The sequence below is a fragment of the Streptomyces sp. NPDC029836 genome (assembly GCF_055574495.1).
Genome location: NZ_JBVHZI010000012.1, coordinates 57007 through 72033, shown reverse-complemented (window position 1 = coordinate 72033; position 15027 = coordinate 57007). Strand labels below are relative to the sequence as shown.

The window sequence follows — 15027 nt, the reverse complement described above, 5'->3', positions numbered from 1 at the left end:
GAATTTCCTCCTGGCACTCTGACTCGATGAGTGCTAACGACGCTCCATGGTGACGTATTCCGGCGGATCAGTCCACCGTCACCGGCGTGCGGTGACCGATCCCACGCTCGTTCACCCGATTACGGGCGACCGGAGCGGTGGCCGCCGAGCTGCTCGTGGTGCCCGTCGAGGACGAGCTCACGATCCGGCTCGGGGCCGTCGGGGCCAGCTTCGCGCGCAGCGCCAGCAAGGTGGCGAGCGCGACGACGGTGGCGACGAGCGGCACGAGGAAGCCGTACGAGGATCCGTGCGCGTCCGTCAGGCGGCCGGCCAGGGTCACGGCGCCGGCCTGGCCGAAGGCGACCGCGCCGGTCAGCCAGGTGAAGGCCTCGGTGCGCGAGGCGGCCGGGATGAGCTGCTCGATCATGGTGTAGCCGGTGATCAGCGCGGGGGCGATGCACAGGCCGACGACCAGGCCGAGCGCGCCCAGCAGGACCACGGAGTTCGCGGCCCACAGGAGCGAGGCGGCGGCGGTCAGGCCGACGTAGCCCAGGATCAGCCGGCGGCGCGGGCCGATCTTCCACGCGATGGCGCCCATCGCGATGCCGGCGATCATGTTGCCCGCGGCGAAGACGCCGTACAGCATGCCGTTCGCGCCGGGGTTGCCGATCTCGTTGGAGAAGGCGGCGAGGGAGACCTGCATGCCGCCGAAGACGGCGCCGATGCCGATGAACGCGACGACCAGGACGCGCAGGCCCGGGAAGGAGAGGGCGGCGGCGTGCTTCTCGCCGTTCGCGAGGGCGGGGGTCGCCTTCGGTTCGGTGGAGCGCTGCGCGGCGAAGAACAGGCCGCCGAGCAGGGTCAGGGCGGCCTCGGTGGCCAGACCGGCCGCGGGGTGGACGCCCGTGCACAGGGCGGTGGCGAGCACCGGCCCGACGACGAAGGTGAACTCGTCGGTGACGGACTCGAACGCGGCCGCGGTCGGCAGCAGCGGGGAGCCCTCCAGCTTGGCCGCCCAGCGGGACCGGACCATCGGTCCGACCTGCGGGACGGAGGCGCCGGCCGGGACGGCGGCCAGCGCGAGCACCCACAGCGGGGTGCCGATCAGGGCGAGCGCCGTCAGGGCGCTCACGGCGACGGCGTGCACGAGCACGGCCGGAACCAGGACGGCGCTCTGGCCGCGGCGGTCGGTGAGCTTGCCCATGACCGGGGCGAACAGGGCCATGGAGACGCCGGTGACGGCGGCGACGATGCCGGCGTCGCCGTAGGAGCCCGTGGAGTGCTGGACGAGCAGCAGGATGCTGATGGTCAGCATGCCGAACGGCAGACGGGCGGCGAAGCCGGGGAGGACGAAGGAGAGGGCACCGGGCGTGCGCAGCAGCTGCCCGTAGCCGGGGCGGGCGGACTTGTCGGTCGTGACCGCGGATGTCACGGCCTGGCCTTTCCGCTGCCTGGTAGAACTCCCCGTCTGCGGACGATGCGCCGCCTTGTGAGCGGCCGCACCCGTACATGTGGGAGCCCCGAGAGCTGTCCTCTTGCGCAGAACCGAGTGATACCTGGGCGCCCACTGCGGACTGCGGGAGGGAGCCACGGCCGCTTTGCGGTCGCGCCAGCTCTGCGTCAGGCAGAGTTGGTTCGATCTGGTGTGCCTTCATCATACAGGGGAATGCGCTAGCACGCCCTGTGATTACGGTGACAAGGCATGACTTCACCTGCGATTAACCGGAACTTCGCATTCCCTGACCACCGATATAGGGGCAAGGTCGGTCACACACCACTGAAATTGGCCGAATTAGAACGTCGCTCTAACGAAAAACGTTCATACGCGCCCGGTTCCGGCCGGCCTCCGCCACCTAGAGTGACGCCGCGCCACCGGTTCCCAGCCACCCCGCGAGCTTGCCGCCGCGGGCCACGGCGCGCAGCCGCGCCTCCGCCGCGTCCCGCACCGGATCGGTGGCCACGACCAGCAGCTCGTCCCCGCGGCGCAGCACGGTCGACGGCGCCGGTACGAAGCTCTTCGCGTCCCGGACGACCAACGTCACGGAAGCCCCCGCGGGCAGCCGCAGCTCGCTGACCTCCACGCCGTGCATCCGCGAGGCGGCTGGGATCGCGAAGGACAGCAGGTGCCCGCGCAGCTTCTCCAGCGGCGCCGACTCGATGCCGAGGTCCGACGCGGCTTCGTCGGTGTCGCCGAGTTCCAGCTTGCGCGCCAACCACGGCAGCGTCGGACCCTGCACCAGGGTGTAGACGACGACCAGCACGAAGACGATGTTGAAGACCCGCTCGCTGCCCTCGATCCCGGACACCATGGGGATGGTCGCCAGGATGATGGGCACCGCGCCGCGCAGTCCCGCCCATGACATCAGGGCCTGCTCCTGCCAGGGGATACGGAAGGGCAGCAGGCTGACGAAGACCTCCAGCGGCCGCGCCACCATCGTGAGCACCAGTCCGATGATCACGGCGGGCCAGAAGTCGTGGACCAGCTCGTGCGGCGTGACCAGCAGGCCGAGCAGCACGAACATGCCGATCTGGGCGATCCAGCCCAGCCCGTCGGCGAACCCCCGAGTGGCCGGCCAGTGCGGCAGCTTGGCGTTGCCGAGCACCATCGCGGCCAGGTACACCGCGAGGAAGCCGGAGCCGTGCGCCATCGCGCCGGCCGCGTACGCGGTGATCGCGATCGCCATCACGGCGATCGGGTAGAGGCCCGAGGCGGGCAGGGCCACGTGCCGCAGCCCGTACGAACCGAGGAAGCCGACCGTCAGGCCGATGGCGGCGCCGATGGCCAGCTCCAGCGCGATCTTGCCGAGCAGCATGTACCAGTCGTCGACCGGACCGACCGTCGCGAAGGCGACGACCAGGATGACGACGGGAGCGTCGTTGAAGCCCGACTCGGCCTCCAGCACACCCGTGATCCGGGAGGGCAGCGGGACCTTGCGCAGCACCGAGAACACGGCCGCCGCGTCGGTCGAGGAGACGACCGCGCCGACCAGCAGCGCCTGCCGCCATTCCAGTCCGACCAGGTAGTGCGCCCCGGCCGCCGTCACGCCGACGCTGATCGCGACGCCCACCAGCGACAGCATGATCGCGGCCGGGAGGGCCGGTTTGATCTCTTTCCACTTGGTGCCCAGACCACCCTCGGCGAGGATCACGACGAGCGCGGCATAGCCGATGACCTGGGTCAGTTCGGCGTTGTCGAAGACGACGTTGCCGATGCCGTCCTGGCCTATCGCGATGCCTATGCCGAGGTAGATGAGCAGGCTGGGAAGTCCGCTGCGCGACGAGACGCGCACCGCCGCCACGGCGACGAGCAGCACGAGCGAGCAGACCAGCAGGAGCTCATTGAGCGTGTGGACAGTCAGTGGGCGGCCCTTCCTGGAGGCGCCGCCCGGCGGATCGTTCCTCCCGAGGGCGCATTCGGCAAGTACTTCGTTACTTTACCTAATCTTTGACGCTTTCTTGACGCGCTCCTCACATTGTGAAACGCCGGATCGGCCTTGTCCTCAGCACCCGCGACCCCGCTTCCGCGTCGGGCCGGGCTGCCCCCCTACCCCTGGCGGATCAACGAACCCGGGTCTGCGCCTATGGTTGCTCCCAGACTCAGGACCACCCTGCCCCTCTAAGGACAGCGATGCCCGCCAACGAATCCGGACCTTCCGTCAAGAAGAAGGGACGACGCGCACGCCTGCTCGTGCTCGTCATGGTCCTGGCGCTCTTGGCGGGCCTCGGCTACGGCGCGTACTGGAGCGCGGACACCGTACGCGCCTCGTTCCCGCAGACGACCGGCTCCCTCAAGGTCCCCGGCCTGACCGGGACCGTCGACGTCAAGCGCGACGAGCACGGGATCCCCCAGCTCTACGCCGACAACGACGAGGACCTCTTCCGCGCCCAGGGCTTCGTGCACGCCCAGGACCGGTTCTGGGAGATGGACGTACGCCGCCACATGACCTCGGGCCGTCTCTCCGAGATGTTCGGCTCCGGGCAGGTGGAGACCGACGCCTTCCTGCGCACCCTGGGCTGGCGGCAGGTCGCGCAGGCCGAGTACGACACGAAGCTCTCGCCCGAGACCAAGAAGTACCTCCAGGCCTACGCCGACGGGGTCAACGCGTACCTGAACGGGAAGTCCGGCAAGGACCTCTCCGTCGAGCACGCCACCCTCAAGCTGAGCGAGGGCTACGCGCCGGAGAAGTGGTCGCCGGTGGACTCGGTGGCCTGGCTCAAGGCGATGGCCTGGGACCTGCGCGGCAACATGCAGGACGAGATCGACCGCTCGCTGATGGCCAACAAGCTCTCGCAGGCGCAGATCGACGAGCTCTACCCGCCGTACCCCTTCGACCGGAACAAGCCGATCGTCGAGGGCGGCACGGTCGCGGGCGGCAAGTACACCCCGCAGGGCACGGGAACCGGAACGGGCACGGGCACGGGCTCCAGCACCGGCTCGGGTACGGGTACCGGCTCGGGTACCGGCTCCGGCACCGGCTCGGGTACCGGCTCGGGTACCGGCTCCGGTACGGGCAACGGCACCGGCTCGCAGGTCGCCCCGCAGGGCGGCAGCACCGCCACCGGTCTCGCCGGCAACGCCACCGCCCAGGGCGCGAGCGTCGGCCTGCGCACGCAGCTGACCTCCCTCGCCAAGACCCTGGACGAGATCCCGGCCATCCTCGGCCCCAACGGCAGCGGCATCGGCTCGAACTCCTGGGTCATCGCGGGCAAGTACACGACCACCGGCAAGCCGCTCCTCGCGAACGACCCGCACCTGTCCCCGCAGCTGCCCTCGGTCTGGTACCAGATGGGCCTGCACTGCCGCGCGACCTCGCCCCAGTGCCAGTACGACGTCGCCGGCTACAGCTTCTCCGGCATGCCCGGCGTGGTCATAGGCCACAACGCCGACATCGCCTGGGGCATGACCAACCTCGGCGCCGACGTCACCGACCTCTACCTGGAGCAGGTCCGCCCCGACGGCTACGTCTACGACAACAAGACGCTCCCCTTCACCGTCCGCGACGAGGTCATCAAGGTCGCCGGCGGTCCCAGCAAGAAGATCACCGTCCGCTCCACCAACAACGGACCGCTGATCTCGGACCGCAGCGACGAACTCGGTACGGTCGGCTCCCGCGCCCCCGTCCCCAGCTCCGCGCCCGACCGGGGCGACGGCTACGCCGTGGCCCTGCGCTGGACCGCGCTGGACCCGGGCAAGTCGATGGACGCGGTCTTCAAGCTGAACCGGGCCAAGGACTTCAACAGCTTCCGGGCCGCCGCCGCGGACTTCGAGGTCCCGTCGCAGAACCTGATCTACGCCGACAACAAGGGCGCCACCGGCAACATCGGCTACCAGGCCCCGGGTCGCATCCCGATCCGCACCCAGGGCGACGGCCGACTGCCCGCCCCCGGCTGGGACCCCAAGTACGCCTGGAAGAGCGGCAACGCGGGATACATCCCGCAGAACGAGATGCCGTGGGAGCTCAACCCGGCACGCGGCTACGTCGTCACCGCCAACCAGGCGGTCACCGAGAGCGGTACCGGCGCGGGCAAGTACCCGTACCTGCTGACCACCGACTGGGGCTACGGCGCCCGCAGCCAGCGGATCAACGACCTCATCGAGGCGAAGATCAAGGACAGCGGCAAGATCTCCACCGACGACATGCGCACCATGCAGATGGACAACAGCAGCGAGATCGCCGCGCTGCTGACCCCGATGCTGGCCAAGATCCAGGTCTCGGACCCGGACGTGCGCTCGGCGCAGAAGCTGCTGGAGGGTTGGAACTACACCCAGGAGCCCGACTCGGCCGCCGCCGCCTACTTCAACGCGGTCTGGCGCAACATCCTCAAGCTGTCCTTCGGCGACAAGATGCCGAAGGAACTGCGCATCGAGGGCAGCTGCGTCAACGTCCGCGACCAGACCAGCGGTCCGGCCGACGACCTCGCCGAGCTGGTCCGCGAATGCGGTACCCGAGGCGCCGACTCGGCCCAGCCCGACGGCGGTGACCGCTGGTTCGAGGTGGTCCGCCGACTGGTCAAGGACGAGAAGTCGGCCTGGTGGCAGAGCCCCGCGATCCGCGCGGAGAAGGCGACCACGACCCGTGACGAGCTGTTCGCGCGGGCCATGGAGGACGCCCGTTGGGAACTCACCGCCAAGCTCGGCAAGGACCAGTCGACCTGGAGCTGGGGCCGGCTGCACCAGCTGACGCTGAAGAACCAGACGATCGGCACCGAGGGCCCCGGCTTCATGCAGTGGCTCCTCAACCGCGGCCCGTGGAACCTGGGCGGCGGCGAGGCCACCGTCAACGCCACCGGCTGGAACGCCTCCGGCGGGTACGGGGTCACCTGGGTCCCGTCGATGCGCATGGTCGTGAACCTCAACGACCTGGACAAGTCCCGCTGGATCAACCTGACCGGCGCCTCGGGGCACGCGTACCACGACAACTACACGGACCAGACGAACCTCTGGGCCAAGGGCGAACTGCTGGACTGGCCCTTCGGGAAGGCGGCCGTCGACAAGGCGACCGTCCACACCCTGACGTTGAAGCCGGCCGGCTCGAACTAGCCGAAGCGCACCACCCCCGAGGGGGTGGCGACCGCCCGAACGGGGTGGTCGTGCGGTTCCTCCGGGACCCGCGCGACCACCTCTTCGTCGTAGAGGAGCACCACCAGCGCCGGGTGCGCCCCGGCCCGTTCCAGCCGCGCCAGCACCCGGTCGTACGAACCGCCGCCGCGGCCGAGCCGCATGCCGCGCCCGTCCACCGCCAGCCCGGGCAGCAGGACGGCGTCCGCCCCGGTCACCGCGTCCGGGCCGAGCGCCGGCCCGACCGGCTCCCACAGCCGCATCTTCCCCGGGTGCGCGGCCTCCGCGAGGCCGTCGGGGCCTTCGTACACCGCCCAGTCGAGGTCGTTGTCGGGCAGCAACAGGGGCAGCAACACCCGCTTGCCGGCGGCCCGCAGCGCGTCGAGCAGGTCCCGGGTACCGGGCTCGCCGCCGACGGAGACGTACGCGGCCACCGTGGCGGCGTCGGCCAGTTCGGGCAGCGCGAGGGCGGTGCGGGCGAGCGCGCGGGCCGCCGTCCGGCGCGCGTCGTCGGTCAGGGCGCGCCGGGCGGCGAGCAGTTCCCGGCGCAGGGACGCCTTCTCGGGCGAGCGGGGTCCGTTTTCGGGCGGATTTTCTACCACAGTTGAGTCTCAATCGCTCGTTCATTCGGGCATATCGGGAGGTATTTACCGGTATCCAGCGGAGTGTTCGATGGGAGCCACTATCGTTCTGCCCATGACTCAGTTGCACCCCGTGATCAAAAAGGCCGTCATTCCGGCTGCGGGCCTCGGCACTCGGTTCCTTCCGGCGACCAAGGCGACCCCCAAGGAAATGCTCCCGGTCGTGGACAAACCGGCCATCCAGTACGTCGTGGAGGAGGCCGTCTCGGCCGGCCTGGACGACGTCCTCATGATCACAGGACGTAACAAGCGCGCACTCGAAGACCACTTCGACCGGAACTACGAGCTGGAGTCGGCCCTCATCGCCAAGGGTGACGACGACCGACTGAAGAAGGTCCAGGAGTCCAGCGACCTGGCCACCATGCACTACGTCCGCCAGGGCGACCCGCGCGGTCTCGGTCACGCCGTGCTCTGCGCCGAGCCCCACGTCGGCGACGAGCCGTTCGCCGTCCTCCTCGGTGACGACCTCATCGACCCCCGCGACCCCCTGCTGCGCCAGATGGTCGACGTCCACGCGCGCACCGGCGGCACCGTCATCGCGCTCATGGAGGTCGACCCGGCCAACGTGCACCTCTACGGCTGCGCGGCCATCGAGGCGACCGACGAGGCGGACGTCGTCCGCGTCACCGGCCTCGTCGAGAAGCCGGACGCCTCCGAGGCGCCCAGCAACTACGCGGTCATCGGACGGTACGTCCTGAACCCGGCGATCTTCGGCATACTGCGGGAGACCGAGCCGGGCCGCGGTGGGGAGATCCAGCTCACCGACGCCCTGCAGAAGCTGGCCGCCGACGAGACCGTGGGCGGCCCGGTGCACGGCGTGGTCTTCCGCGGCCGCCGCTACGACACCGGCGACCGGGGTGACTACCTGCGGGCCATCGTCCGACTCGCCTGCGAGCGCGATGACCTGGGACCCGAGTTCCGCACCTGGCTTCACCGTTACGTCACGGAGGAGATGTAGCACCTTGAGCAGTCCCGCACCGCAGGACACCGGCCACCAGCGTCTGTGGTCCGTGGACGAGCACCTCGCGGACGTCCTCGCCACCGTCCGGCCGCTGGAGCCCATCGAGCTCCAGCTGCTCGACGCCCAGGGCTGTGTCCTGGTCGAGGACGTCACCGTGCCCGTCGCCCTCCCGCCCTTCGACAACAGCTCCATGGACGGTTACGCCGTCCGCACGGCCGACGTCCAGGGTGCGACCGAGGAGTTCCCCGCGGTGCTCGCGGTGATCGGGGACGTGGCGGCGGGCAGCGGCGAGCTGCCCACCGTCGGCCCCGGCCAGGCCGCGCGCATCATGACCGGCGCCCCGCTGCCCCCCGGCGCGGAAGCCGTCGTCCCGGTCGAGTGGACCGACGGCGGCGCCGGCGGCGGTGCGGCCTCCGGGATGACCCCGGCCGCCACCGCGCCCGAGGGCGCGGGCGGCGAGGTGCGGGTCCACCGGCCCGCCGAGGCGCGGGCGCACGTCCGCGCCCGCGGCAGCGACGTACAGGCCGGGGACCTGGCGCTGGCCGCCGGTACCGTCCTCGGGCCGCCGCAGATCGCCCTGCTGGCCGCCATCGGGCGCGGTACGGTCCGGGTCCGGCCGCGACCGCGGGTCGTCGTCATGTCCACCGGCAGCGAGTTGGTCCAGCCGGGTGAGACGCTGGCCGCGGGCACGATCTACGACTCCAACAGCTTCGCGCTGGCGGCGGCCGCGCGGGACGCCGGCGCCATCGCCTACCGCGTCGGCGCCGTCGCGGACGACGCGGACACCCTGCGCTCGACCATCGAGGACCAGCTCATCCGGGCCGATCTGCTGGTCACCACGGGCGGGGTCAGCGTCGGCGCGTACGACGTGGTCAAGGAGGCCCTGACCTCCGTCTCCGCCGGCGACGACGCGGCCGCGGCGGGGAACGTCGACTTCCGCAAGCTCGCCATGCAGCCCGGCAAGCCCCAGGGCTTCGGCACCATCGGCCCCGACCACACCCCGCTGCTGGCGCTGCCCGGCAACCCGGTGTCCTCGTACGTCTCCTTCGAGCTGTTCGTGCGGCCCGCGATCCGGGCGCTGATGGGCCTGCCCGCGTCCGCGGTCAACCGGCCGAGCGTGCGGGCGGTGCTCACGTGCGACAAGCCCCTCGGGTCGCCGGCGGGCCGCCGGCAGTACCTGCGCGGCAAGTACGACGCCGATAACGGCACCGTCTCCCCGGTCGGCGGATCGGGCTCCCACCTGATCGCCGCGCTGGCCCACGCCGACTCCCTGATGGTCGTACCGGAGGACGTCACCTCGGTGGAGCCCGGCACCGACCTGGAAGTGATCCTGCTCGGCTGACCACCCGCCGGTGCGGGTAGCGTGTGTCGCACCACACAGGCCCCCCGGGGCCCAGAGCGGAGCGGCACAGCATGAGTACCGAGAGCAGGCTCACCCACATCGACGAGGCCGGCGCTGCCCGGATGGTCGACGTCTCGGCCAAGGACGTCACCACCCGGACTGCCCGCGCCAGCGGACGCGTCCTCGTCTCCCCCCGGGTGATCGAGCTGCTGCGCGGCGAGGGCGTGCCCAAGGGCGACGCCCTCGCCACCGCGCGGATCGCCGGGATCATGGGGGCCAAGAAGACCCCCGACCTGATCCCGCTGTGCCACCCGCTGGCGGTGTCCGGCGTGAAGGTCGACCTGTCGGTCGTCGACGACGCCGTCGAGATCCTCGCCACGGTCCGCACGAGCGACCGCACGGGTGTCGAGATGGAGGCCCTGACGGCCGTCGCGGTCGCCGGGCTCACCGTGATCGACATGGTGAAGGCCGTCGACAAGGGCGCGGTCATCACCGACGTCCGGGTGGAGGAGAAGACCGGCGGCAAGTCGGGCGACTGGAGCCGGGGATGAACGCCCCCCGCGGCGGCGAGGTCCACAGCCACGTCCCGCCGGCGGCCGGCGGGGCCCGGACGGCGGCGGCGCCCGCCGCGGCCGAGACGCCCGCGCCGCGCGCCCTGGTAATCACCGCCTCCAACCGCGCCTCGCGGGGCGTCTACGCCGACAAGGGCGGCCCCCTGCTCGCCGAGGCGCTGGAGAAGCTCGGCTTCGCGGTGGACGGCCCGCGCGTGGTCCCGGACGGGGACCCCGTCGAGGCGGCGCTGCGCGAGGCCGTGGCCGCCGGGTACGACGTCGTCCTCACCACCGGCGGCACCGGCATCTCGCCGACCGACCGGACCCCGGACGCGACCGCCCGCGTACTGGACTACGAGATCCCCGGCATCCCCCAGGCCATCCGCGCCGAGGGCCTCGCGAAGGTACCGACCGCCGCCCTGTCCCGGGGCCTGGCGGGCGTCGCCGGCCACACCCTCATCGTGAACCTGCCCGGCTCGACGGGCGGCGTGAAGGACGGCCTCGCCGTGCTGGCCCGGATCCTGCCGCACGCCGTCGACCAGATCCGCGGCGGCGACCACCCCAGACCCCCGGCGGACCCCGGGAGCCAGAACTGAACGGCCCCTCCTGGCCGGTGGCGCTCGCGGACGGTGACGTCACGCTCCGGCCGATAAAGGTGCGGGACCAGCGGGCCTGGCGCGAGGTCAACCGCCGCAACCGCGAATGGCTGCGGCCGTGGGAGGCCACCATTCCGCCGCCCGCGCCCTGGGGCCCCGTCGTGCACCGGCCGACGTTCCGGCAGATGGTCCGCCACCTGCGGGGGGAGGCGAACGCGGGCCGCATGCTGCCCTTCGTCATCGAGTACCAGGGGCGCCTCGTCGGCCAGTTGACGGTCGCCGGGATCACCTGGGGCTCGATGTGCGCCGCCCACGTGGGCTACTGGGTGGACCGCGACGTGGCGGGCCGCGGCGTGATGCCGACGGCCGTCGCGCTCGCCGTGGACCACTGCTTCGCGAAGGTGGGACTGCACCGCGTCGAGGTGTGCATCCGCCCGGAGAACGGTCCCAGCCGCCGGGTGGTGGAGAAGCTCGGCTTCCGCGCGGAGGGCACGCGTCCGAGGTACCTGCACATCGACGGGGCCTGGCGGGACCACCTGGTCTTCGCGTTGACGGTGGAGGAGGTCCCGGAGGGGCTGCTGCGCCGGTGGCACCGGACGCGACCGCAGCCCCAGGACATGCCGCCGACGGTCGCCTGAAAAGCGGTTATCGTAAATGCGTTCGAATTCTTGACCGGGTCGCCCATAACCTGATCCGAAGAATCACAAAAAAAGTCCGTGATATCAGCCTGATCGTGCGACACACCGACTCAATTGGCTGATCCCCCCGCCCGCGCCCCTCTACGGTGTGGGGTGTGAGCAGCAGCGGCCTCATCTACGCAGTCATTGTCGGGGCCTGGGCCGCCTACTTGGTGCCCATGTGGCTCCGGAGGCAGGACGAGCTGAACGAAGCGCGTCCGACGGAACGCTTCTCCACCGCCATCCGGCTGCTTTCCGGCCGGGCGGGAATGGAGCGCCGTTACGCCAAGGGGCTGCGTGAGCGCGGTGACGAACAGGCGGAGCCCCAGCCCCGCGGGGAGCCGGACGCCGCGACGGAAACGGTCAACTCCGTGGACGCCGACGCCCGGGCCTTCGACGTGCCCCCGACCAGGGCCGAACCGAGATTGGCCGAGGCCGAACGGGTCCGGCGCCAGCAGCGCCTCCAGGTGCTCGCCCGCCGCCGGCGCACCACCGCGCTGCTCTTCCTGGTGTTCAGCTGCGGAGCGGTCGTCGCCGCGGTCGGCGGCCTCCACTACCTGTGGGCGCCGGCCGTCCCCGCCCTGCTGCTGAGCGCCTACATCGTGCACCTGCGGGTCCACGAGCGGCGGCGCTACGAGTTCACCATGGACCGGCGCCGCGCCGAGGCCGCCGCCCGCAACCTGCGGGAGAACCGGCCCCGGCGCCGGACGGCCGACGACGGCGCCGCCGCGGGCGCCGAACCGGACCCCGCGCCACCGGTCTCCCCCCAGGAGGCCGGGCGCCGCGCGCTCGTCGAGCAGACCGACCACGCCGAGTGGGTGGACCAGCAGCGCGAACGTGAGCGCGGTCCGGCGCGCGGCGACAGCTGGGAGCCGGTCCCGGTCCCGCTGCCGACGTACGTGACCGCCCCCGTCGCCCCCCGCGCCACCGGACCGGCCGCCCCCGACGGCTGGAGCTCCACCCGCTCCAGTACCGCCGAGCCGACAGAACCCCGACTGCGGGCGCAGCCCGGGGTGCCGAAGCCGACGTCGGAGCCGAGGCCGGAGGCGAAGGCGGCGACGGGTCCGGAGACGGGCCGGGCGGCCCGACCGGAACTCGGGGCCCAGGCCACGACGCCCCGCCCCCGCGGCCGCGAGCGGGGTCGCACCCCGCTGTTCGACCAGTACGAGGGCGAGGACCGCCCGCGCGCCGCGAACGAGTGATCGGCGATCGGTGACCTGCGCGGACGCTCCGGAGAATCGGTTTTGGAGCACCCGCGAGGGGATGCTAATGTTTCACACGTCGCAAGGGCCTGTGGCGCAGTCTGGTAGCGCACCTCGTTCGCATCGAGGGGGTCTGGGGTTCAAATCCCCACAGGTCCACAAACGACAGTTCACGGGTTGCTCCCGAGAACGTCCCGAAATCCCGTCAGGTCGAAAGACCGGGCGGGATTTCGGCGTTCGTGGGGTCGTGGCGATGTTCGGGTGCGGACGCCCGTGGGCGCGGTCCGACTCGGGTGAGGGTCGGTGAGCGGCGGGGGTCCGCCGGAGTCGACCCGGCGGGCCCGCCGTCGGGTGGGTCAGGCCGTCAGGGACTTCGTCATGCAACGGCTGGACTCGTGGAAGCGGTAGTGGCCGAACTTCTCCGACAGGGCGTAGCCCGAGGAGAGGTAGAGGGCGATGGCCTCCGGCTGCTGGTCGCCGGTCTCCAGGACCATGCGGCGGCGGCCGGCGGCGCGGGCGTCGGCTTCGAGGTCGGCCAGGATGCGGCGGGCCAGGCCCAGACCGCGGGCCTCGGGGACCACGTACATGCGCTTCACCTCGGCGTCGCCCTCGGAGTAGCCCTCCTCGGCGCGCTCCATGCGGCGCCAGGCCCCGCTGGCCACGGGGGTGTCCGAGGCGTCGTAGGCCAGCAGGTACAGGCCGTTCGGCGGGACGAACATGCCGGGGTCGAGGAAGGTGGCGTCGCCCTCGCCCTGGTAGCGCTGCTGGTATTCCAGCTGGACCCGGGCGTCGAGGTCGACGGCGTGGGGGTGGTCGTAGGCGGCGGTGCGCAGGTGTATCCCGTGAGACATCAGGACATCGTACGGAAGGCTCCGGCTATGGTGCGGGGATGCTCACTGTGACCTCCGTGAATGTGAATGGGATCCGCGCCGCCGCCAAGAAGGGCTTCGGGGAGTGGCTCGCGGGATCCGACGCCGACGTCGTGTGCCTCCAGGAGGTACGGGCCGAGGAAGGGCAGATTCCGGACGAGGTGCGCACGCCCGCGGGCTGGCACACGGTGTTCGCGCCGGCCGCCGCCAAGGGGCGGGCCGGGGTCGCGCTGTACACGCGCCGGGCCCCGGAGCGGGTGCGCGTCGGCTTCGGGAGCGAAGAGTTCGACGCCGCCGGGCGGTACCTGGAGATCGACCTGCCGGGCGTGACCGTCGCCAGCCTCTACCTGCCCTCCGGCGAGGCGGGGACCGAGAAGCAGGACGAGAAGTACCGGTTCATGGACGAGTTCCTCCCCTACCTGGCCGCGCTCAAGGTGTCGGCCGCCGCCGACGGCCGCGAGGTCGTGGTGTGCGGTGACTGGAACATCTGCCACCGGGAGGCCGACCTGAAGAACTGGAAGACCAACCGCAAGAACGCCGGCTTCCTGCCGGAGGAGCGGGAGTGGCTGGGGAAGGTGTACGCGGAGGCCGGTTACGTCGACGTCGTGCGCGAGTTGCACCCCGACACCGAGGGTCCGTACTCCTGGTGGTCCTACCGGGGTCGGGCCTTCGACAACGACGCCGGCTGGCGCATCGACCTCCAGGTCGCGACCCCGGGGCTGGCCGCGAAGGCCGTGAAGGCCTGGGTGGAGCGCGCCGAGACCCACCCGGAGCGCTGGTCGGACCACGCCCCGGTGTCGGTGGCCTACGCGCTCGGGTCCTGATTCGAGGCCGTCAGCCGGTCCATCGCCATGGTGAGCTCCGCCTCGACCACGCTCTTCGCGAGGGGGCGCAGGCGGGGCAGGGACTCCTCGGACAGGTGCGTGGAGATGAGCTCGGTGAAGAGGGCGGCCATGGCGTCCGCGTGCTCGCGTACCCGACGGCCGGTCTCCAGCACGGCCGCCAGCGGTACGCCCTCGCGCACCAGCGCCGAGGAGACGTCCAGCAGGCGGCGGCTGACGTGCACGATGGCCTCGCCGTCGACGGCGAGGTAGCCGAGGTCGAGGGAGGTCGCGAGGTTCTCCGGGGTGACCTCGCCCTCGAAGTGGTCGGCGAGGGCCTCGGGGGTGAGGCGGACCGGGGTCTCCTCGGACCAGCCCATGCCGAGCAGCTCGCCGAGCTGGCCGACATCGCGGCCGTTCTCGAAGGCGGCGATCAGTTCGGCGATGCCGCCCAGCGTGTGACCGCGGTCCAGGAGCGCGGCGATGGTGCGCAGGCGGGCCAGGTGGTGGTCCTCGTACCAGGCGATCCGGCCCTCGCGGCGGGGCGGCGGGAGCAGCTTGCGCTCGCGGTAGAAGCGCAGGGTGCGCAGCGGTATGCCGGCCGCGTCGGCCAGTTCCGCGGTCCGGTATTCGCGTGCCATCGCGGGCCCGTCCTCCGTCGTCACTGCTGTCTCTTCGTGCGCCACACGCGCAGCCTAGGCCGTACATCGGGTCGTACCCGCAGTAACTTTCCCGGCGCGACCCCTACCCATGGGTACGGAGCTGCTCTACTCTCCCGATTGTGCCAGTGATTGCTGGCAGTGTTGCGGTGTGGTGGCTGGGACTGCGG

13 protein-coding genes and 1 tRNA gene are annotated in these 15027 nt (G+C 71.5%); 9 read left to right on the top strand and 5 right to left on the bottom strand.

Annotated features, from left to right (window positions below):
- Window positions 1-67: 67 nt before the first annotated feature.
- Both ACZ4XJ_RS28925 and ACZ4XJ_RS28920 read right to left on the bottom strand, forming a co-directional pair.
- Window positions 68-1411, bottom strand: a complete 1344-nt coding sequence (locus tag ACZ4XJ_RS28925) for an MFS transporter (RefSeq protein ID WP_362877704.1) — start codon at window positions 1409-1411, stop codon at window positions 68-70.
- Window positions 1412-1832: 421 nt separating this feature from the next.
- Window positions 1833-3293, bottom strand: a complete 1461-nt coding sequence (locus ACZ4XJ_RS28920; protein WP_362877703.1) for a potassium/proton antiporter — start codon at window positions 3291-3293, stop codon at window positions 1833-1835.
- A gap of 314 nt (window positions 3294-3607) precedes the next feature.
- On the opposite strand from ACZ4XJ_RS28920, the gene ACZ4XJ_RS28915 reads away from it, so the two are divergent.
- The gene (locus tag ACZ4XJ_RS28915) at window positions 3608-6520 is read left to right on the top strand and encodes a penicillin acylase family protein (RefSeq protein ID WP_468497918.1); all 2913 of its coding nucleotides are present in this window, start codon (window positions 3608-3610) and stop codon (window positions 6518-6520) included.
- Here the strand turns inward: ACZ4XJ_RS28915 and ACZ4XJ_RS28910 are convergent.
- Entirely contained in the window at window positions 6517-7140 is a 624-nt protein-coding gene (locus ACZ4XJ_RS28910; RefSeq protein ID WP_468497917.1) for a 5-formyltetrahydrofolate cyclo-ligase, read from the bottom strand. The genes ACZ4XJ_RS28915 and ACZ4XJ_RS28910 overlap by 4 nt on opposite strands.
- Window positions 7141-7234: 94 nt before the next feature.
- Here ACZ4XJ_RS28910 and galU point away from each other — a divergent pair, with 94 nt between their 5' ends.
- From galU to ACZ4XJ_RS28875, 7 genes are all read left to right on the top strand, one after another.
- Window positions 7235-8137: a UTP--glucose-1-phosphate uridylyltransferase GalU gene (galU, locus tag ACZ4XJ_RS28905; protein WP_362877700.1), complete on the top strand. Its 903-nt coding sequence runs from the start codon at window positions 7235-7237 to the stop codon at window positions 8135-8137.
- Window positions 8138-8141: 4 nt separating this feature from the next.
- Window positions 8142-9482, top strand: coding sequence for a molybdotransferase-like divisome protein Glp (gene glp, locus ACZ4XJ_RS28900; protein ID WP_362877699.1), 1341 nt, complete (start codon window positions 8142-8144; stop codon window positions 9480-9482).
- Between the two features lie 71 nt (window positions 9483-9553).
- On the top strand, window positions 9554-10033 hold the full coding sequence (gene moaC, locus ACZ4XJ_RS28895) for a cyclic pyranopterin monophosphate synthase MoaC (protein ID WP_362877698.1): 480 nt from the start codon (window positions 9554-9556) through the stop codon (window positions 10031-10033).
- Window positions 10030-10629: a MogA/MoaB family molybdenum cofactor biosynthesis protein gene (locus ACZ4XJ_RS28890; protein WP_468497916.1), complete on the top strand. Its 600-nt coding sequence runs from the start codon at window positions 10030-10032 to the stop codon at window positions 10627-10629. The genes moaC and ACZ4XJ_RS28890 overlap by 4 nt, the downstream gene beginning before the upstream one ends.
- A gap of 17 nt (window positions 10630-10646) precedes the next feature.
- A complete protein-coding gene (locus ACZ4XJ_RS28885; protein ID WP_362877696.1) occupies window positions 10647-11267 on the top strand; it encodes a GNAT family N-acetyltransferase in 621 nt (206 codons plus the stop codon).
- A gap of 155 nt (window positions 11268-11422) precedes the next feature.
- A complete protein-coding gene (gene sepX / locus ACZ4XJ_RS28880) occupies window positions 11423-12508 on the top strand; it encodes a divisome protein SepX/GlpR (RefSeq protein WP_468497915.1) in 1086 nt (361 codons plus the stop codon).
- Window positions 12509-12593: 85 nt separating this feature from the next.
- A tRNA-Ala gene (locus ACZ4XJ_RS28875) sits at window positions 12594-12667 on the top strand.
- 197 nt (window positions 12668-12864) lie between these two features.
- Here the strand turns inward: ACZ4XJ_RS28875 and ACZ4XJ_RS28870 are convergent.
- Complete coding sequence (locus tag ACZ4XJ_RS28870) at window positions 12865-13359, bottom strand: GNAT family N-acetyltransferase (RefSeq protein WP_362877694.1); 495 nt, start codon at window positions 13357-13359, stop codon at window positions 12865-12867.
- A 38-nt stretch (window positions 13360-13397) separates the two neighbouring features.
- Here ACZ4XJ_RS28870 and ACZ4XJ_RS28865 point away from each other — a divergent pair, with 38 nt between their 5' ends.
- Complete coding sequence (locus tag ACZ4XJ_RS28865; protein WP_468497914.1) at window positions 13398-14201, top strand: exodeoxyribonuclease III; 804 nt, start codon at window positions 13398-13400, stop codon at window positions 14199-14201.
- Here the strand turns inward: ACZ4XJ_RS28865 and ACZ4XJ_RS28860 are convergent.
- Window positions 14183-14839, bottom strand: a complete 657-nt coding sequence (locus ACZ4XJ_RS28860) for a MerR family transcriptional regulator (RefSeq protein ID WP_362877734.1) — start codon at window positions 14837-14839, stop codon at window positions 14183-14185. The two genes, ACZ4XJ_RS28865 and ACZ4XJ_RS28860, sit on opposite strands and share 19 nt — an antisense overlap.
- Window positions 14840-15027 lie beyond the last annotated feature (188 nt).

Coding starts and splice junctions, on each gene's coding strand:
- ACZ4XJ_RS28915 (WP_468497918.1), top strand. CDS start 3,608: ATGCCCGCCAACGAATCCGGACCTTCCGTCAAGAAGAAGGGACGACGC.
- ACZ4XJ_RS28870 (WP_362877694.1), bottom strand. CDS start 13,359: ATGTCTCACGGGATACACCTGCGCACCGCCGCCTACGACCACCCCCAC.
- ACZ4XJ_RS28860 (WP_362877734.1), bottom strand. CDS start 14,839: ATGGCACGCGAATACCGGACCGCGGAACTGGCCGACGCGGCCGGCATA.
- ACZ4XJ_RS28890 (WP_468497916.1), top strand. CDS start 10,030: ATGAACGCCCCCCGCGGCGGCGAGGTCCACAGCCACGTCCCGCCGGCG.
- galU (WP_362877700.1), top strand. CDS start 7,235: ATGACTCAGTTGCACCCCGTGATCAAAAAGGCCGTCATTCCGGCTGCG.
- moaC (WP_362877698.1), top strand. CDS start 9,554: ATGAGTACCGAGAGCAGGCTCACCCACATCGACGAGGCCGGCGCTGCC.
- ACZ4XJ_RS28865 (WP_468497914.1), top strand. CDS start 13,398: ATGCTCACTGTGACCTCCGTGAATGTGAATGGGATCCGCGCCGCCGCC.